This window comes from Enterococcus sp. AMC1251, assembly GCF_058216535.1.
The window spans coordinates 3,006,007-3,023,120 of sequence record NZ_CM177098.1 but is presented as its reverse complement, the minus strand read 5'-3'; the positions used below and the strand labels follow the sequence as shown (position 1 = coordinate 3,023,120).

The 17,114-nt window shown below is 35.5% G+C and carries 19 protein-coding genes and 2 other annotated features; of the genes, 15 read left to right on the top strand and 4 right to left on the bottom strand.

The genetic code is table 11. The features are described 5' to 3' along the window. Nucleotides 1-5: 5 nt before the first annotated feature. From AC4BBR_RS14275 to AC4BBR_RS14235, 9 genes are all read left to right on the top strand, one after another. The gene (locus tag AC4BBR_RS14275) at nt 6-536 is read left to right on the top strand and encodes a hypothetical protein (RefSeq protein WP_490460167.1); all 531 of its coding nucleotides are present in this window, start codon (nt 6-8) and stop codon (nt 534-536) included. A 63-nt stretch (nt 537-599) separates the two neighbouring features. Beyond that, complete coding sequence (locus tag AC4BBR_RS14270) at nt 600-1,256, top strand: hypothetical protein (RefSeq protein WP_490460166.1); 657 nt, start codon at nt 600-602, stop codon at nt 1,254-1,256. A gap of 24 nt (nt 1,257-1,280) precedes the next feature. Next, nucleotides 1,281-1,595: a hypothetical protein gene (locus AC4BBR_RS14265; protein WP_490460165.1), complete on the top strand. Its 315-nt coding sequence runs from the start codon at nt 1,281-1,283 to the stop codon at nt 1,593-1,595. A 380-nt stretch (nt 1,596-1,975) separates the two neighbouring features. Beyond that, nucleotides 1,976-2,809, top strand: coding sequence for a PRD domain-containing protein (locus tag AC4BBR_RS14260; protein ID WP_490460164.1), 834 nt, complete (start codon nt 1,976-1,978; stop codon nt 2,807-2,809). A gap of 170 nt (nt 2,810-2,979) precedes the next feature. Further along, a complete protein-coding gene (locus AC4BBR_RS14255) occupies nt 2,980-4,884 on the top strand; it encodes a beta-glucoside-specific PTS transporter subunit IIABC (protein WP_490460163.1) in 1,905 nt (634 codons plus the stop codon). A 79-nt stretch (nt 4,885-4,963) separates the two neighbouring features. Continuing rightward, entirely contained in the window at nt 4,964-5,686 is a 723-nt protein-coding gene (locus AC4BBR_RS14250) for a glucosamine-6-phosphate deaminase (RefSeq protein WP_490460162.1), read from the top strand. A gap of 3 nt (nt 5,687-5,689) precedes the next feature. After that, nucleotides 5,690-7,156 carry a glycoside hydrolase family 1 protein gene (locus tag AC4BBR_RS14245; protein ID WP_490460161.1) on the top strand — a complete coding sequence of 489 codons (1,467 nt, stop codon included), beginning with the start codon at nt 5,690-5,692 and terminating at the stop codon, nt 7,154-7,156. Between the two features lie 227 nt (nt 7,157-7,383). Then, nucleotides 7,384-7,695, top strand: a complete 312-nt coding sequence (locus AC4BBR_RS14240; RefSeq protein WP_490460160.1) for a rhodanese-like domain-containing protein — start codon at nt 7,384-7,386, stop codon at nt 7,693-7,695. A gap of 239 nt (nt 7,696-7,934) precedes the next feature. Then, nucleotides 7,935-8,540 (top strand): NAD(P)H-dependent oxidoreductase, encoded by a 606-nt coding sequence (locus tag AC4BBR_RS14235; protein WP_490460159.1) that lies wholly within the window; start codon nt 7,935-7,937, stop codon nt 8,538-8,540. A gap of 429 nt (nt 8,541-8,969) precedes the next feature. Here the strand turns inward: AC4BBR_RS14235 and AC4BBR_RS14230 are convergent, their stop codons facing one another. The 3 genes from AC4BBR_RS14230 to AC4BBR_RS14220 all read right to left on the bottom strand — a co-directional run bounded on the left by AC4BBR_RS14230 (nt 8,970) and on the right by AC4BBR_RS14220 (nt 11,361). Continuing rightward, nucleotides 8,970-9,788: an amino acid ABC transporter substrate-binding protein gene (locus AC4BBR_RS14230; protein WP_490460158.1), complete on the bottom strand. Its 819-nt coding sequence runs from the start codon at nt 9,786-9,788 to the stop codon at nt 8,970-8,972. 14 nt (nt 9,789-9,802) lie between these two features. Then, nucleotides 9,803-10,438, bottom strand: coding sequence for an amino acid ABC transporter ATP-binding protein (locus AC4BBR_RS14225; protein WP_490460157.1), 636 nt, complete (start codon nt 10,436-10,438; stop codon nt 9,803-9,805). Between the two features lie 281 nt (nt 10,439-10,719). Continuing rightward, complete coding sequence (locus tag AC4BBR_RS14220) at nt 10,720-11,361, bottom strand: amino acid ABC transporter permease (protein ID WP_490460156.1); 642 nt, start codon at nt 11,359-11,361, stop codon at nt 10,720-10,722. A 67-nt stretch (nt 11,362-11,428) separates the two neighbouring features. Beyond that, nucleotides 11,429-11,673, bottom strand: a binding site (T-box leader). A gap of 77 nt (nt 11,674-11,750) precedes the next feature. Continuing rightward, nucleotides 11,751-11,983, bottom strand: a binding site (T-box leader). A gap of 254 nt (nt 11,984-12,237) precedes the next feature. Between AC4BBR_RS14220 and AC4BBR_RS14215 the strand changes: the two genes are divergently transcribed. From AC4BBR_RS14215 to AC4BBR_RS14190, 6 genes are all read left to right on the top strand, one after another. Further along, nucleotides 12,238-12,960: a gamma-glutamyl-gamma-aminobutyrate hydrolase family protein gene (locus AC4BBR_RS14215; protein ID WP_490460155.1), complete on the top strand. Its 723-nt coding sequence runs from the start codon at nt 12,238-12,240 to the stop codon at nt 12,958-12,960. Nucleotides 12,961-13,080: 120 nt separating this feature from the next. Continuing rightward, nucleotides 13,081-14,727, top strand: a complete 1,647-nt coding sequence (locus AC4BBR_RS14210) for a peptide ABC transporter substrate-binding protein (RefSeq protein ID WP_490460154.1) — start codon at nt 13,081-13,083, stop codon at nt 14,725-14,727. 254 nt (nt 14,728-14,981) lie between these two features. After that, a complete protein-coding gene (gene amaP / locus AC4BBR_RS14205; RefSeq protein ID WP_490460153.1) occupies nt 14,982-15,545 on the top strand; it encodes an alkaline shock response membrane anchor protein AmaP in 564 nt (187 codons plus the stop codon). Nucleotides 15,546-15,559: 14 nt separating this feature from the next. After that, nucleotides 15,560-15,772, top strand: a complete 213-nt coding sequence (locus tag AC4BBR_RS14200) for a DUF2273 domain-containing protein (protein ID WP_490460152.1) — start codon at nt 15,560-15,562, stop codon at nt 15,770-15,772. Nucleotides 15,773-15,809: 37 nt separating this feature from the next. Next, nucleotides 15,810-16,280, top strand: coding sequence for an Asp23/Gls24 family envelope stress response protein (locus AC4BBR_RS14195; RefSeq protein ID WP_490460151.1), 471 nt, complete (start codon nt 15,810-15,812; stop codon nt 16,278-16,280). Between the two features lie 37 nt (nt 16,281-16,317). After that, nucleotides 16,318-16,566 carry a GlsB/YeaQ/YmgE family stress response membrane protein gene (locus tag AC4BBR_RS14190; RefSeq protein WP_490460150.1) on the top strand — a complete coding sequence of 83 codons (249 nt, stop codon included), beginning with the start codon at nt 16,318-16,320 and terminating at the stop codon, nt 16,564-16,566. A gap of 84 nt (nt 16,567-16,650) precedes the next feature. Here AC4BBR_RS14190 and AC4BBR_RS14185 read toward each other — a convergent pair whose 3' ends face one another. Next, complete coding sequence (locus tag AC4BBR_RS14185; RefSeq protein WP_490460149.1) at nt 16,651-16,971, bottom strand: DUF960 domain-containing protein; 321 nt, start codon at nt 16,969-16,971, stop codon at nt 16,651-16,653. Between the last annotated feature and the right edge of the window lie 143 nt (nt 16,972-17,114).

The following is a 17,114-nucleotide window of genomic DNA, read 5'->3' as shown; positions in this document are numbered from 1 at the left end:
ATTCTATGGACAAAACAAATGAAGATAAGAAGAAAAAGAAACGTCTGTTGGTTTTATTATTGCTGTTCTTGTTAGCTGTATCAGCAGGTGGCTTATACTATTATTTTTCGACTAAAGTAGAGCCTGTTCAAGTGGTTTCTGGTGATTATTTACCGGATACAAAAGGTGCTAAGAAGATGAGTGATAAAGAAGTGAAAGCGACTGAACAAAAAGCAGTTGATGCGAGTAAGTTTAATATGGTCATCAAATCTGATGCAGTTTTTGAGACGGGTGATAGTGAAGGTAGTCTATATATTCAAAATCCAATCGAAAACGGTTATCCAATCAATGTGGTGATTCGTTTAGACAGTAACAATGAACAAGTGTATTCTTCTGGTGCGATTCAGCCAGGATATGAAATAAATGGAGCAAAGCTAGATAAAAAGCTTGCTAAAGGAGATCATCCCGCAACAGCTACATTTGATATTTATGATTCGAAAACGAATAAAAAGCTTGGACAAGTTCAAGCGGGAATTACCATTCGAGTCAATAACTAACATCGTTATTTAACAGATTTTCTGTTAAAAATAAATCATTTCACACATAGAAGGAGAAACAATATGAAAAAAACAAACATTTTACTTGCTACAACGATGCTAGGTCTAAGCGTATCAGGAATCACACAATTAGCTTCAGCTGAAACAATTGACGGAGAAAACTCTGCAGATGTGATTATCAACGGAACAATCGGTAAGTTAGACAACACGGATCCAAATACGAATATTCCAGAAGGTTCTGATGAGTGGATCAATGTTACTGTTGATACAGCAACAGCATTTCACACAACAACAGCAAGTGCACATAAAAACATTGAATCTGCAGATTATAGTATTGTAAATAATTCAGGTCGCGGTGTTGCTGTGACATTGAATAATATGGATGGAACACCTAAGTATGTTGATACATTAACAATCAATGCTAAAGGAAATAACTTAGTATCTGCTCCTGCAGCTATCAACATAGTTGATAATAATGCGTTAGCTGATTTGACAAGTGCACCTGTTTGGATGCGTTTGGCAAATAAAGATGGACGTTTAAATATTGATACCGATGCGGCTTCAGCGTATGCTAATTCTGCTAAATTCTACTATACAGGTACAACTGTGGCTGATCTACCAGCAAATGTTGATCAAAATACTACAGCTGAAAATTATACATTGACATTGAAATTTACATCAATCCAAAAAGATGGTTCAACACTTGGTGTAACACCCTAACTCAATAAAAGGCTGTGATAAACAATGAAACAATTTAGTTGTCACATCATTACGATAATTTTTTTAGTGGGCTGCGTTAGTTTTTATCAAGATTTTACCTATGCTGCAACTGATATAGAAATCCATGGGCAAATTGGTGGAAATGAAGCACAGACTCAGGAGTCAAAAGAACTAGAATCAGAAATAGATACAAAATTAGCACAACCAAAACAGGTACACATAGGGCTAAAGAAATTTCCTGTCACAGGTAGTATTATTGAAAAGTTCACACCAATCGGTTTGGTGGTGCTCTTGCTTTATATACTGCTTAGTAGATGGAAAGCATATAAAAAAAAATAATCATAAGAGATTAAGGTTGGAACAGAAGGGGTTACTTCTGCTTCCACCTTTTTGTTTGAATTTAGGATATGGAGCGCAACGATCGGATTTGTCCGAGTAGATGATGTGAGTAGTGAAATGATGAATAAATATGGGCTGTCTCAAAATATAGATTTAACGCAATTTAAAATAGAGAAAACTAATAAAAAAAGATTTGACAGCGCTTTCTTGTCGTGCTATATTGACTATAGCTAATGGAATTGTTACTGATTTGTCAGGCATAACCATAATATAGTAAAGATGATAAAAGTATTTTTGTCGTGTTTACTATGTTATGGTTTTTTCTTTTTAGTCAGGTTTGGACAAGTTAGCTACATTTTTTAGTTATGGGAGGTGATGAATTGTATATAAAAAAACGAATCAACAATAATGTTGTGTTAGCTGTTGATGGGGAATTAGAAGTAATTGTTGTTGGAAAAGGTTTAGGATTTCAGGCGTACCCTAATGATCCTGTAGATATAGGATTAATTCAGCAAGTTTATCTGCCTACTGAAAAAATGAATGTTAAACAAATGGCAGTTTTGCTAAATGAAGCTAGTTTTGAAGAGATCATCTTGATAGAAAAGATAGTGAAAATTGGTGAAGTTAAGCTAGGAAGAAAAATCAAACCAGTTATTTTGTTTAGTTTACTAGATCATCTACTATTTGCATTCAAGCGACATAAAGAGAAATTGAAAATTCGTAGTCCGATTGAATGGGAAATCAAACAATTTTATCCCAGAGAAGTTGAAGTTGGTCGTCAGGCTCTTACGTTAATTAGAGAAGAAAAAGGAGTCCTTTTGCCAGAATCTGAAGCAGTATTTATTGCAATGCATTTTGTGAATTATCAATTTAATCAGGAATCGATGGAAACAACAATGGACTATATGGAAACGATGGGCGATATTTCTCAGTTAGTTCGTTATTATTTCCAGGTAGAATTGGATGAAAACTCAATCAATTACCAACGTTTTTTCAACCATCTACGCTATTATTTAATGCGCTTAAACACCCAAGAAAGTATGAACTCACTTGATAATGAAGAAATTGTTTTAACCGTAAAAAAAAAATACCCAAAAGAGTTTAAATGCAGTTTGAAAATCAGTCATTATCTAGAAGAACGCTACAATAAAAAGGCAACATTTGATGAGCAATTATATCTGACATTGCACTTGGCCAGATTATTAAATTCATAGACAAATCAATACAAGGATTCGTGACAGTACGGCTGGCAAGACCTGTTTGAAAAAAGTTATTTTCTAAAGAAAATAATTTTTTTTGAGTAGGTCTTTTTTTTAGGAAAGTTGAAGAGAGGTAATTTAGTGAATAAATAAGAAACATATCAAACAGAAAAGAGGGGAAACGTATGCAAAATCTAGCAAAAAAAATCATTACTTTAGTAGGTGGTGATGAGAATATCAACAGTTTGACTCATTGTGTCACAAGATTAAGGTTCAATTTAAAAAGTGAGTCTCAAGCACAGACAAAAGCGTTAGAAGAACTTGATGGCGTTATGGGCGTTCAAAAAAAAGGTGGACAATATCAGGTAATCATTGGCGGAAAAGTCAGTAAAGTATATGCAGAAATCATGAAAGTCTTACCTCGTTTAGATGATAATGAAGGACTAGTTGAAACTGATGACCAAAAAGATTCTTTGCTGAATCGTTTTATTAATACTTTATCAGCTATTTTAGTCCCTAGTTTAGCGCCGATTATTGGAGGAGGGATGCTTAAAGGATTTTTATTCATGCTGACTAGTTTAGGATGGGCTGACCCAGAAAGCGGGACAATGTTTGTGCTGAATATGACAGGAGATGCAATGTTTTATTTCTTTCCATTTTTACTTGCAGTCAGTAGTGCTCGCAGATTTAAAACGAATGAGTATATGGCTTTGAGTTTAGCAGGTGTATTGATGTATCCAACCTTGGTTAATGCGGCAATGGCTGGAGAGTTAACGAAGGTTCAATTTTTAGGTTTTCTACCTGTTCCAATCGTGAATTACAGTAGCTCCATTTTACCAATCATTTTGGCAGTTTTTCTGTTAAGTCATGTGTATCGCTTTTTTGAAAAAAAGATTCCGAGTATGGTGACTGTGATTTTTACACCATTACTGACATTGATTTTTCTAGTACCTATCATGTTAATTGTTTTGGCGCCGATTGGATTTTATATTGGTGAGTATATTGCTCAAGGAATTGAAGCATTAATTAATTTTTCGCCACTATTCTCAGGCTTTGTGATTGGTGCAAGTCGTCCTTTACTTGTATTGATGGGGATGCATCATGCAATTCGACCGATTACTCAACAGCAAATTGCGACATATGGTTATTCTACAATGGGTGCGATGAATTTTATGAGTACAATGGCCCAAGCTACAGCAGCTTTTGCTGTATATTTTTTAAGTTCAAATAGAAAAATGAAGCAAGTAGCTTTGTCTTCAACGGTATCTGGGTATTTAGGAATTACTGAACCTGCACTATATGGTGTCTTAGTAAAATACAAAGCGGCGTTTGTTGGTGCCTCTTTAGGAGGAGGTATTGGAGGCGCTGCAGGAGCTATTTTAGGTGCTAAATCAATGGCACCTGTTATGCCAAGTATCCTTTCAATTCCCGTTTTTTTAAACGATGCAGCACTTGGGTTCATTATTGGGTTAGTTGTTACAGTCACAGCTACATTTATTATTACATTTTTACTAGCCAAAAGTGTAATGAAAATTGATGATTCACGTGAAAAGGACATTGAAAAAAAGATGCTTGTTCATAAAGAGCAAGATGTTGTGACCATTAGCTCGCCTGTTTCTGGGATGGCGTATCCAATTAGTGAGATTGCCGACCAAACATTTTCAAAAGAATTAGTAGGAAAAGGGAGCGCAATTATGCCTGATGAGGACATCATTATTTCTCCAGTTGATGGAGTTGTGACCATTGCTTTTAAAACAAAACATGCGGTTGGATTAACATCAAAAGAAGGGATTGAACTCTTGATTCATGTTGGAATAGACACAGTTGAATTGGAAGGACAATATTTTGATCTACTGTGTAAACAGAGCCAAACAGTTAAAGTAGGGACTCCGTTGATTCAATTTGATCGAGAAAAAATTAGTGAATTGGGCTACGATATAAGTGTGGTTATAATTGTGACGAACTCTGATGAGTATCTATCAGTTCTAGCGATGGATGATCTAAAAAAAGTTGAAAATGAAGATCCTTTGATAACAGTTGTTCCTATGTTAACAAAGACAGAAAATCATGTAGGTTTGATTATAGAGTAAGAAGAAAGTCTAATATTGAAGTATATCAAGAAATACAACGAAGATGTTGAGTGTTTAATAGTATATGAGGAGGAAAAAAATGAAAGTTATTTTAACTAAAGATTACGATGAATTGAGTAAAGTTGCGGCACAATTATTAATAGGCGAGATGTTTCGACGTCACGAGCGAGTGAATTTGGCTATTACAGCTGGAACGACGCCAATAGGCATGTATAAAAAACTAGTTGGGGAGGTTAAAGATAAAGAATATTTTGATAATGTACATTATTATAATTTTGATGAGATTCCATATAAATCAGGGACTCTTGAAGGTGTAACAATGGGTGACTTAAGAGAATTATATTATACGCCCGCTGGAATTTCAGAAGAGAAAATTCATATTTTAAATGGGGAAAATTACACAGAACAAGATAATCGAATAGCAGAGGCTGGAGGATTAGATGCGATTTTACTAGGAATCGGAGCAGATGGTCATTACTGCGGGAATTTACCTGGTACAACGAAGTTCACTGATTTTACAACAAAAGTTATCTGTGATAAAAAAATGAAAGAACGAATCGGATCACATTTTGAAAATTCAGAGGAAACGCCTGATTTTTATGTTACAATGGGACCTAGAAGCGTGATGAATGCGAAACACTTGATTCTTTTTGCGAGTGGGGTAAAAAAAGCGAAAATTATGAAAGCGTTTGTTGAAAGCGCGGTCACAGACGAAATACCTGCTTCTATTTTGAAAATGCATCCGCATTTAACAGTTATTCTTGACGAAGCAGCAGCAAGTTTATTAGAGAAGGAGAAATGACCAATGAACAACTCAGTATTTCCAGAAAGTTTTTTATGGGGGGGAGCAACAGCAGCCAATCAGTATGAAGGCGGCTATCTTTCGGGCGGCAAGGGGCTAAGCACTCTCGATGCAATTACAGGTGGTAGCCATACAACACCAAGAATGATTACCTATAAAACCAAAGAAGGCAAAGTGGAAACGTGTACCCGAGGAGAAGCCTTGCCAGAAGGTGCAACGGGTTATGTTGATCCTAGCCAATATTATCCAAGTCATGTAGCAACAGATTTTTATCACCATTATAAGGAAGACATTGCATTATTTGCAGAAATGGGCTTTAAATGTTTTAGACTTTCGATCGCTTGGTCTAGAATCTGTCCAAAAGGAACAACGGAAATTAACGAAGAGGGCTTAGCTTTTTATGATAAAGTTTTTGATGAGTTGTTAAGTTATGGAATTGAACCGATTGTGACGATTAATCACTTTGATATTCCAATGTATTTAGCAGATGAATTAGATGGTTGGTCAAGCCGAAAGGTGATTGATTACTTCTTGTTTTTCTGTGAAACATTATTTAAACGTTACAAAGATAAAGTTAAATACTGGATGACTTTTAATGAAATCAATTTCTTGCGTAGTTGGACGCAAATTGGGATTCATCAAAATGATCCGCAAGCAAAATATCAAGCAGCGCACCATTTATTTGTTGCAAGCGCAAAGGCTGTTACATTAGGACATGAAATCAATCCAGATTTTAATATAGGAATGATGGTAGCGTATATTCCAAGTTATCCAATGAGTTGTAATCCAGAAGATGTTATGGAAGCGCTCAAATTTAATCGTGAGCAGGAATTTTACATGGATGTCCAAGTCAAAGGGGACTATCCAGCGCACAAATTAAAAGAATTTGAACGAGAAAATGTTGTGATCAAAAAAGAAGCGGGAGATGATGAACTCATCAAGGAAGGAACTGTTGATTATATTGGTTTTAGTTATTATATGTCGACTGTTTCAACTTCTAATCCAGATGAAGTCAAATATGTAGGCGGTAATCAAATGCCGGCAGTCAAAAACCCTTATTTACAAGAATCAGATTGGGGCTGGGCTGTAGATCCTCTAGGCTTACGTATTTCTTTGTGTAAATTGTATGATCGTTACAACGTACCGCTATTTGTCGTAGAAAATGGTTTTGGAGCAGTGGATAAAGTTGAAGCTGACGGTACGATTCAGGATGATTACCGTATTGATTATTTTAGTAAACATATATCTGCAATGAAAGATGCGATTGAATTAGATGGTGTTGATTTAATCGGCTATACACCTTGGGGTTGTATTGATCTAGTCAGTGCTGGAACAGGTGAAATGAAAAAACGTTATGGATTTATTTACGTTGATATGGATGATGAAGGAAATGGGACGTTAGATCGCTCAAGAAAACAATCATTTTATTGGTATAAAAAAATAATTGCAGCAAATGGTATACAAGAATAATAAAAAGTGATTAGGTTGTGACAGACACATGTGAGAGCAATAGCTCTCATGTGTGCTTGTCGCAACCTCTAATTTTAATATGCTCTTTATAAATTTTCAAAAAAAGAGTGTAAAATGTTGTAGTGAGAATGAACAGTGGTATACTGCTAATGAGGCGAATTTGCTGCTTATGAAAGTAAATGACAGCGATTAGATATTTGAATAGCCGCAGGAGGAATAGCAATAAGATGAAAAGAGTATCAATCAAGGAATTAAAAGAATTAATCGAGTTAACCGTCAATGAACCGGTTTCGATCATTGATGTTCGAGAAGTGAATGAATTTGTTGCTGGTCATATTGCTAACGCAAAAAATTATCCATTGTCTACATTACCAGAAGCTATGACAGAGCTTAATCGTGAACAGCCGCATTACGTTATTTGCCAACATGGTGTGCGCTCAGAACATGCGTGTTCTTTTCTTGAAAATTATGGATACAATGTTGTTTCTGTTTCAGAAGGTATGTCTGTTTGGGATGGAAAAGAAAACAGTTATCAATAAGAAAACGAGGTTGGGACAGAAGCATTTTCTTCTGCTCCCACCGTCTATTCGGATTTTAGGTGACTGAGTTGTAACTCATAGAGTTATATCGCAGTCACCTTTTTTTATTGAATAAATAGTTGAAAGTATTGATTTTATAATAACTTATTTTTAGTAAGCAAACTATTTGCGGGAATACTTACTTTTTGTTAGTATATAAATGTAGATAAGAAAATAACAGTTATTGGAGGAAAAAGATCATGGCAACAAAGTTATTAATCGCATATTATAGCTCAACAGGAACAGGTACACAAATGGTTACATGGGCCAAAGAAGCAGCTGAAGCAAATGGCGCTGAAGTTCGTTTGAGAAAAGTCCATGAGTTAGCACCAGATGTGGCAATCGATTCAAATCCAGCATGGCGTAAAAATGTGGAAGCAACTGCGGGTATTCCAGAAGTGACAAGTGACGATTTATTATGGGCAGATGCGTATATTTTCTCTTCACCTTCACGTTTTGGCGTAATGGCTAGCCAATTAAAACAATTTTTTGATTTACAAGGTGGGCTTTGGGCACAAGGTAAATTAGCAAATAAATTTGTAACAGCCTTTTCTTCTGCACAAAATCCAAATGGTGGACAAGAGCAAGTAATTCAAGGTATTTACACAGTAATGCAACACTGGGGTGCAATCATCGTGCCTGCAGGCTATGTAAATCCATCAACTTTTGCGGCAGGTGGAAATCCTTATGGAACTAGTGCTTCAATTGATGGTGAAGGAAATATGTTGAAAGCTGATGAAGTGAAAGCAGCGATTCAAGATCAAACAAAACGTTTAGTTGATGTGGCTAGTAAGTATTTAGGTTAACAAAAAAAGCAAAAATTATATAGAACCTTTTAATACTTTTATTAAAGTGTATTTCAAATAACGCACAGAGCGCATTAGCATGGAAAACGTTAAAGCGAGGTTGGAACAAAAGCGTTTAGCTCCGAGAAATAAGAAGAAATTTCCGAAGGAGCAGCTTTTGCACCACCGTTTATTCGGTTATAGAGTGTGAGGTAAAAGTGCTTTTTACTTTTGTCTCATATTTTTTTTGTTGTCTATACTGCCTAATATGAGTGTACTTTTTCTATTTGCTAGTTAACTAATACTCAAAAAGGGAGATTAAAATCCCGACAAGAAGTGGGCGGATAAATGCGTATAGCATGTGTTACCTTCTTAAGTCATAAGAGTGGCATAAGGCGAATCTTTAAAATACGCAAAATAAGAGCTGATTTATCTTAAAGAAATGGGTTTTTATTTCGTTACATCTTCTCCAAACCATTTTTTAGAAATCTCTGCCAATTTACCAGATTTTTTTAGGTCTTCAAACGCTATATTGATTTTTTTCGCTAATTCTTTATCAGACTTTCTTAAACCAACAGCAAATGCTTCGCTTTCAAATTGACCGCTAACAATCGAATAATCACCCAAGTTATCCTCGTGAGAAAGATAGTAATTCGCGTAAACACGATCAATCAGCAAGCCGTCGATTCGTCCTGATTTTAAATCCATAAAGGCTTCATTAAAACCGTCATATAAAATAGCTGTTTTATCATTTACAAAGTTTTTCAAAATTGTTGGTTGTTCTTCAAAACTATGATAGCCTGATGAACCATTTTGAGCTCCTAAGATTTTTCCTTTCATATCAGTGAAGCTGTTGATATTATTCTTTTTTAAGGAGACCACGACTTGCTCATTTTTCATATATTCATCACTAAACAAGACCTTTTCTTCTCGTTCAGCACTTTTAGAGTAGCCATTCCAAATCAAGTCGATCGTCTGATTCTGTAATTCATTTTCTTTCATCGACCAATCAATTGGCTGAAAGTCAACCGTAATTCCGTATAAATCAAATACGACCCGAGCTAGATCAACATCAAAACCGATGATCTCACCAGACTTATTTTGAAAGCCCATGGGGACAAAGGAATCATCTAAACCAACAATCACGCGTTTTTCAGAATTGATTCGTGACCATTGATCGGTATCTGTTTTTTTTCTACCACAAGCTGCTATTGAGAGAATAGCAATTAATACAGTTATGGTAAGGAGTAGATAGTTTTTTTTCTTCATATAAAGTGTCCTTTCTACTGAACAGGTTTTACTGTTAGTAAGTTATCAGTAATATTTTCAGCAAAATTCATGTCATGAGTGACGACGATTTGAGTCATGCCTTGCGCTTTTAGCGTTAAAATCACTTCTTCTACTTGTTGACGAAGTTCAGGATCAAGCGCACTAGTTGGTTCATCATACCCTAATACTTTAGGTTTCACGGCAAGGGCACGGGCGAGAGCTACTCGTTGCTTTTGACCCCCAGATAATTGATAAGGATACAAGCGCTCTTTTCCGCTGAGGCCAAATTTTGTCAGTAAATCAATTGCTTCAACTTCACTGGCTTCTTTCGTTTGTTTTAAAGAAAGAATCGGTGCTAACGTTATATTGTCTAAAACTGAAAGGTGAGGGAATAATTGAAAATCCTGAAAAACGATTCCAACGACTTGGTGCGCATTATCCATTTCAACAGGATTAAAAGGCACACCATCCATCGTCAGTTCACCAGAATCGATTGTCTCTAGACCCGCTAAACAACGTAATAAAGTTGTCTTTCCACCGCCAGAAGGTCCGACAATTGTCAATATTTCTCCATCTTTGATTTCTAAATTCAATTGATCGATGATACGACGACCATCAAAACTTTTAGTTAAATTTTTTATTAGTAACATAATTTTCCTCCTAAATTTAAAAGCGTAGCGGGCTCGTTCAGCTCCGATAGGAAAATAGGAAATTATGAATGAGGTGTTTTTTGCCTCAATCATAATTTATCTTTTTCCCGAAGAGGTAGCCCGCGGAGCTAGATATGATTCAAAGCGTAACAGGCTCGTTCAGCTCTGACAGGAAAATAGGAAATTATGAATGAGGTGTTTTTTGCCTCAATCATAATTTATCTTTTTCCCGAAGAGGTAGCCCGCGGAGCTAGACATGATATCTGGTAACAACGTTCCGCTTATTTATAATACTGATAGTGTTTTTCTAATTTTTTCGAAGCTAAAGTCAACACAGCTGTCAATAATAGATAAATAACACCAACTAAAACCAAGGGCAATAAACTTACATCACGACTCATCGCAATTTTCCCTGCGCGTAATAAATCTCCTAAACCAAGTACATAAATCAAAGAAGTATCCTTAACTAAATTAATCACTTCATTACCGATTGAAGGTAAGACGACTTTGATCACTTGGGGTAGAATAATCCTGGAGATCGTTTGAAATCGCGTTAAACGTAAAACTTTAGCTGCTTCATATTGACCTTCTGGAATTGATTGAATCCCACCGCGAAAAATTTCTGCAAAATAGGCTGCATAGTTTAAAATAAAAGCGAACAAAGCTGCATCATATCGTTCAAAGACGATCCCAATCAATGGTAACCCGTAAAAAACAAAAATAAGTTGTAATAATAATGGTGTTCCCCGCATTAGCCAAATATAAATGGTGATCAGAAAATTCAACGGTTTAAAATTTGTTTGTAAGGCGAATGCAACTAAAATCCCAAGTGGGATCGAGCCTAATAGTGTAAAAATAAATACTTTCAATGTCATGAGTGCACCGTCTGATAAAGCCGGCATGATGTCTAAAACGTAGTTCATAATTTTTCCCCCAATTGTTTTTAATTTTTTTCTAAGCATAAATAAAAAATCCTCTTGGCTAATGTGCCAAGAGGACGAAATAATCGTGGTTCCACCTCAATTTGTTAATCCCTCACAGGATTAACCTCATGGAATCTTTAGTAAGCTAAAGATTCTTTTCTGATAACGGAGAATGCCGCATCTTCTTACTTGATTCAGAAGGTGACTGAAACAGATGTGTTCATCAAAGGTTTCCAGCTTTTTTTCTCAGCGAATAAAAAAGTCTCTGTCAGGAAATGGTCTGTGATTACTTGTTCTGTTTATACGTTTTTGTTTTGTTGATCATTTTATCTTGTATTAAGGTTAATGCCGAAATTTATGAGTAAACAAAAAGTCCTTTGGCTTATTTGCCAAAGGACGTAAAATTCGTGGTTCCACCTTTATTTATTATCGCTTCACAACGATAACCTCATGAAGTCGTATAGACTTCCAATGCTGTAACGGGCATGCCCGAACTTTCCTACTGATACGTTCAAAAAGTTAACTCCCAGATGTGGTTCGCTTTATCTTTTTGTCTTTTTTCACCAACCAAAGACTCTCTTCAATGAAAAAATAAAGGTACTCTTCTGTTCTTTGTTTTGTACAACTTTACCACCAGTTTTTCTACTTGTCAACAACTCTTTGTTTAGAAAATTTAGAAAATAGTTCGTTTTAAGCATAAAAGTAACTGATTAAGGAAAGTTGAGGTAAAATAGAAATAATTCTTTTCTATTAAAAAGTAAGTAAATGGTGATAGATAAAAACTATCGCACTGTTTTTATTAGTACTACCCTTTCGCATATATATCTGATAAACTAGTTACAATTATTATCGGAAAGTAAAAAGGAGAGGTGCCAATTGAAACGGCCAATTATTGGAATTGCTGCCAACGAAATTGAAGATGCAGGAGCACAATTGTACCATTTACCGATTAGTTACACTCCTTGTGGTTATGTGAAAGCAGTCCAAAATGCTGGTGGTTTACCCTTGGTTTTACCAGTGGGTGCTCCTGATTTGGCTAAGGATTATATTAACCAGATCGATAAATTGATTTTAGCTGGTGGGCAAAATGTGTCGCCGACATTATATGGAGAAACCATTCAAGTTGAAGAAGCTTCGCTATCGAAAGAAAGAGATCAATTTGAATTAGCTTTGATAGATGCGGCTATCGTTCAAAAGAAGCCGATTTTTGCCGTTTGCCGTGGGCTGCAACTAGTTAATGTCGCTCTCGGTGGTAGTTTATATCAAGATATCAGCTATTTAAATGACACGAAAATTGCCCATATGCAAGTGCCGATATCTAGAGAAATTCCGACACATAAAATTCATACAGAAGACACAAGTATTTTACGTGAAATCTACGGCGAAAGAACAATTGTCAATTCGTTTCATTTTCAAGCGGTAAAAAAATTATCAACAAGACTAAAGGTCACTGCTCGTAGTGAAGATGGTATTATTGAAGGTGTAGAAAGCAAAGATGCGAGTTTAGTATTTTTAGGTGTACAATGGCATCCTGATTTTGCTTATGATTATTTAGAACAAGAGATGGCCATTTTTCGTTATGTCGTTGAAAAATTGTAAATTATCTAGCTTTACAGAATAGATTATTTGAAAATCAAGAAATGACCTTTAAGGTGATTTTCTAAATTACTAAGAAATGATGCATTCTGTTCAGTTTTAAAAAAGAGGAGGAATTGGATAATGAAGAAAAAGTTTGGTATTTTTGTATTGGCAGCGAGTTTGCTATTGACTGCTTGTGGTGGAGGAAAAGGGACAAGTTCATCGGATGAAAAAAACAATAGCGACAAAACGGCTCAGACGCAAGTAATCAAAGTCGCTTCTGGTGGAGAATTGTCAACGTTGGACAGCGCTCATTATACAGATGTTTATAGCTCAGATATGATTGGTCAGGTCGTTGAAGGACTTTATCGTATGGATAAAAGCAACGATCCTGAGTTGGCAGTGGCGGCCAGTGACCCGATGGTTAGTGAAGATGGATTAGTTTACACGTTCAAATTAAAAGATACAAAATGGAGCAATGGCGATCCTGTTGTAGCAGGTGATTTTGTTTCATCATTCAAAAATGTTGTAGACCCAAGTTTTGGTTCAAGTAGTAGCAATCAAATGGATATTTTCAAAAATGGTCGAAAAATCCGTGAAGGACAAGCGAAACTCGATGAACTTGGAGTGAAAGCAATAGATGATCAAACCTTAGAAATGACCCTGGAATACCCAATACCTTACTTAGCTCAAGTCTTGGTAGGAACGCCATTTATGCCTAAAAATGAAAAATTCGTCAAAGAAAAAGGTGAAGCGTATGGAACTTCTGCGGATACCTTTGTTGGTAATGGTCCATTTGTGATTTCTGGTTGGGATGGTAATACAGAAGAGTGGACACTAACGAAAAACAAAAATTATTGGGATCAAAAAAATGTCAAACTAGATACAATTGAGGTTCAAGTTGTTAAAGAAATCGGCACTGGGACAAATCTGTTTGATGCAGGAGACTTAGATTATACTGTTTTAGCAGATACGTACGCATTGCAATATAAAGATTCTCCACAAGCTTATTTTACGCCTAAAGCGATGGTTGGCTATTTAAGCCCTAATCACAAACGAGATGTGACGGGTAATGTAAATGTTCGTAAAGCGATTTTACAAGCAATCGACAAAAAAACATTCGCTAAAGATATTTTGGGCGATGGTTCAACTGCTATCAATGGTTTTGTACCTAAAGATTTTGCGAAAGATCCTAAGAATGGCGAGGATTTCCGTAAAGAAAATGGTGACTTTCTCCCGTTTGATTTGAAAGCTGCTCAAAAAAATTGGGAAACGGCTAAGAAAGAATTAGGCAAAGAAGAGATCGAATTAGAATTACTTTCAGCCGATTCTGCACTTGCAAAAAAGACCATCGAATATGTTCAAGGACAGTTGCAACAAAATCTCCCGGGGTTAACAATCACATTAAAATCTGTACCATTACAAAATCGTTTGGATTTACAAACTGCTAGTGACTTCGATCTTGTTTTTGGTACATGGACGCCAGATTATGCTGATCCGATTAATTTCTTAGAGTTCTATGATTCTAAGAGCGGTTTGAATACTGCTGGTTATAACAATCCTGAATATGATAAGGGGTTGAATGAGGCTAGAATTACTTTAGCGAATTCAGCAGAAAAACGCTGGAATAAATTAAAGGAATTAGAAGAAACATTAATTGAAAAAGATGCAGCTGTTTTGCCTCTTTATCAAGGGGCGATCGGTTATCTTAAGACAGATCAATTAAAAGAACTACAGGTGTTTCCTTTTGGAAGAACCGTTTCGTATCGTTTAGCATATGTTGAATGATTGATGAAAAACTAAAAAAGCAAGTTGATCGTTAAGGAATTTTATAACTCAACTTGCTTTTTTAGTATTTATAATAAGGTGTTAAATGTATTCATGTTAGTGTTTATAGTATGTATTTAGATGGGAATAATAAAAAAATCCAACAAGGAGCATGCATATCTTTTGTAATTGTCGAATAATGCGTTTAACATAGTTTGTGTAGAGAAGAAAAACTTTTTTTGTAAAAGAACAAACAACGTTGGAGGGGGAAATTCATGCGAGTGATCAAAGGACTTATAGCTTTATTGTTAATAGCAGGGATTTTTGGGATTGTCGGTTTATATTCTCAAATGGTAGATTTGGACGTTGTGACCATGTTTTTCAATAATTTACTATTTCAATATGATTGGTTGTTTTATTTATACCAAGTTGTTCTTTTTGTTCTATTAGCACTATTGTTATTGACTTTTTTGATGATTTTATTCAAACCAGTCACCAAAAAACAAATCAACATAAAAAAAGACACTGGGCAAGTCAACTTACCGTTGAATACACTAGAATCGATTGTCAGATCTTCATTACAAGAAATTGCAAATATTGATGATACTCAAGTAAAAGTAAAGTTGACAAAAAAACAAAAAGCAACTATTGAAGTCAACATAGCAGGTGAAAAACAGCAGCAATTATTAAGTGAGGGGAAACTAATTCAAGAATTAATCCCACAAGCGTTACAGAATATGGTGATGATTGAGACAAATAAAATAAAAGTCATTTTCAAAAAGAAAAAAGCAGAATCATCCTTGTTGCCAATCAGTAAAAAAGAGTCTCGAGTGGTTTAAAAGGAGGAAAAATAGTGAAAAAACGAATAGTAGCTCCTTACCGCAATCAAATCATATTCACTAGTTTAGCCGTCCTAATGGCCATATTTTTTATGACGATTGGTTTTTGGAAAACAGTTTTGCTTGTCGTTTTAACAGGAATCGGCTATTTTATAGGCAAAACGCAAGATGAAAAACGCTCTATCTCTTCAATTTTAGCTTCTATACAAGCTTTTTTTGAAAGGTAAAATAAATTGAATCAAAATCAGAAAGGTTGAGAAGAAAATGGATAACAAAGCAAATGGAAACACAACTGAGGAAACAAATGCAAATGGGATCAAAACAAAATTAACATTTGACGATCAAGTCGTGAAAAAAATTGCTGGCATCGCCGTATCAGAAATACCTGGTATCTTAGGATTGAGCGGAAATGCAATTACAAACTTGACCGACAAATTTACGAATGGAAACAATCCAACGAAAGGAATCAGTGCTGAAGTTGGAACAAAACAAGTAGCTATTGATTTAGATGTCATTGGGGAATATGGAAAAAATATTGCCCAAGTATTCGATACAGCGACTAAAAAAGTTGCGGATGAAGTGAAAAATATGACCGGATTAGACGTTATTGAATTTAACATGAATGTGGATGATGTCATGTCAAAAGAACAATACGAAGAAAAATTCGAGAACAAGAAAAAAGATGATAATGAAAATGATAAAAAACAAGAAAACAATACACGTACGTTACAATAATAGATCGTTGTATTTGATTTAGAGGAGGAAGGTTACTATGCTTAGTTTTATTTGGTCATTAATTGTCGGCGGTGTGTTGGGTGCGATTGCTGGATCAATTCTAGGGAGAGATGTGCCGGGTGGTGTGATCGGCAATATCATCGTTGGATTTATCGGAAGCTGGCTAGGTACGATGCTTTTAGGCGATTTTGGTCCAATTATTGGTGGATTTCCAATCATTTCTGCATTGATTGGTGCGATCATCTGCATTGCAATCTATTCGTTTATTGCGAAACGAATAGCTTAATAAAAACATACTAAGAGTTGAGGTCGGAACAAAGATCCATGAAGGCGGTAGCACTCATGGATCTTTGTTCCGATTTTTTGCTTATTATTCTATCATTTCAGCTGGTAATAAAATCGTTTCTTTATGACCATCATCAAAAGCAAAAACTTGTGATGGATATTCTTCAGAATAAGTGAAAGGCAAGTCAACGGCCATTTGGACATCACTGATTTCTTGTGAAAAATGAACAGTTACTTTTCCGCCGTTATCGATCAAATCAAAATACAGCATGTTCGTAAGAGGAATAACTCCTTTTAAATCCAAATCAATAATCAGCCAGATACTGTCAATCAAAGCGCCAGGTAAGCTTTCAACTACACCTAAGGAAGCGTAACGACTACGTTCGCTATCAAAACTTTCAATCATCTATTCGCCCTCCTTTATCTATCTACTATCAATAGTATACCTTATTTAGTTAAAACTCGCTTCTGTGGTGTTTGGTAAAAAAAGCAAATGTAGCGCTGAAAATAACTTGAGAGATATCTTATTAAAAAAGAGATAAGGCCAAA

What these genes read in the sequence shown, in the direction of transcription:
- AC4BBR_RS14275 (WP_490460167.1), top strand. Translation starts at nt 6, where the DNA reads ATGGACAAAACAAATGAAGATAAGAAGAAAAAGAAACGTCTGTTGGTT.
- AC4BBR_RS14270 (WP_490460166.1), top strand. Translation starts at nt 600, where the DNA reads ATGAAAAAAACAAACATTTTACTTGCTACAACGATGCTAGGTCTAAGC.
- AC4BBR_RS14265 (WP_490460165.1), top strand. Translation starts at nt 1,281, where the DNA reads ATGAAACAATTTAGTTGTCACATCATTACGATAATTTTTTTAGTGGGC.
- AC4BBR_RS14255 (WP_490460163.1), top strand. Translation starts at nt 2,980, where the DNA reads ATGCAAAATCTAGCAAAAAAAATCATTACTTTAGTAGGTGGTGATGAG.
- AC4BBR_RS14250 (WP_490460162.1), top strand. Translation starts at nt 4,964, where the DNA reads ATGAAAGTTATTTTAACTAAAGATTACGATGAATTGAGTAAAGTTGCG.
- AC4BBR_RS14245 (WP_490460161.1), top strand. Translation starts at nt 5,690, where the DNA reads ATGAACAACTCAGTATTTCCAGAAAGTTTTTTATGGGGGGGAGCAACA.
- AC4BBR_RS14240 (WP_490460160.1), top strand. Translation starts at nt 7,384, where the DNA reads ATGAAAAGAGTATCAATCAAGGAATTAAAAGAATTAATCGAGTTAACC.
- AC4BBR_RS14235 (WP_490460159.1), top strand. Translation starts at nt 7,935, where the DNA reads ATGGCAACAAAGTTATTAATCGCATATTATAGCTCAACAGGAACAGGT.
- AC4BBR_RS14230 (WP_490460158.1), bottom strand. Translation starts at nt 9,788, where the DNA reads ATGAAGAAAAAAAACTATCTACTCCTTACCATAACTGTATTAATTGCT.
- AC4BBR_RS14225 (WP_490460157.1), bottom strand. Translation starts at nt 10,438, where the DNA reads ATGTTACTAATAAAAAATTTAACTAAAAGTTTTGATGGTCGTCGTATC.
- AC4BBR_RS14220 (WP_490460156.1), bottom strand. Translation starts at nt 11,361, where the DNA reads ATGAACTACGTTTTAGACATCATGCCGGCTTTATCAGACGGTGCACTC.
- AC4BBR_RS14210 (WP_490460154.1), top strand. Translation starts at nt 13,081, where the DNA reads ATGAAGAAAAAGTTTGGTATTTTTGTATTGGCAGCGAGTTTGCTATTG.
- amaP (WP_490460153.1), top strand. Translation starts at nt 14,982, where the DNA reads ATGCGAGTGATCAAAGGACTTATAGCTTTATTGTTAATAGCAGGGATT.
- AC4BBR_RS14195 (WP_490460151.1), top strand. Translation starts at nt 15,810, where the DNA reads ATGGATAACAAAGCAAATGGAAACACAACTGAGGAAACAAATGCAAAT.
- AC4BBR_RS14190 (WP_490460150.1), top strand. Translation starts at nt 16,318, where the DNA reads ATGCTTAGTTTTATTTGGTCATTAATTGTCGGCGGTGTGTTGGGTGCG.
- AC4BBR_RS14185 (WP_490460149.1), bottom strand. Translation starts at nt 16,971, where the DNA reads ATGATTGAAAGTTTTGATAGCGAACGTAGTCGTTACGCTTCCTTAGGT.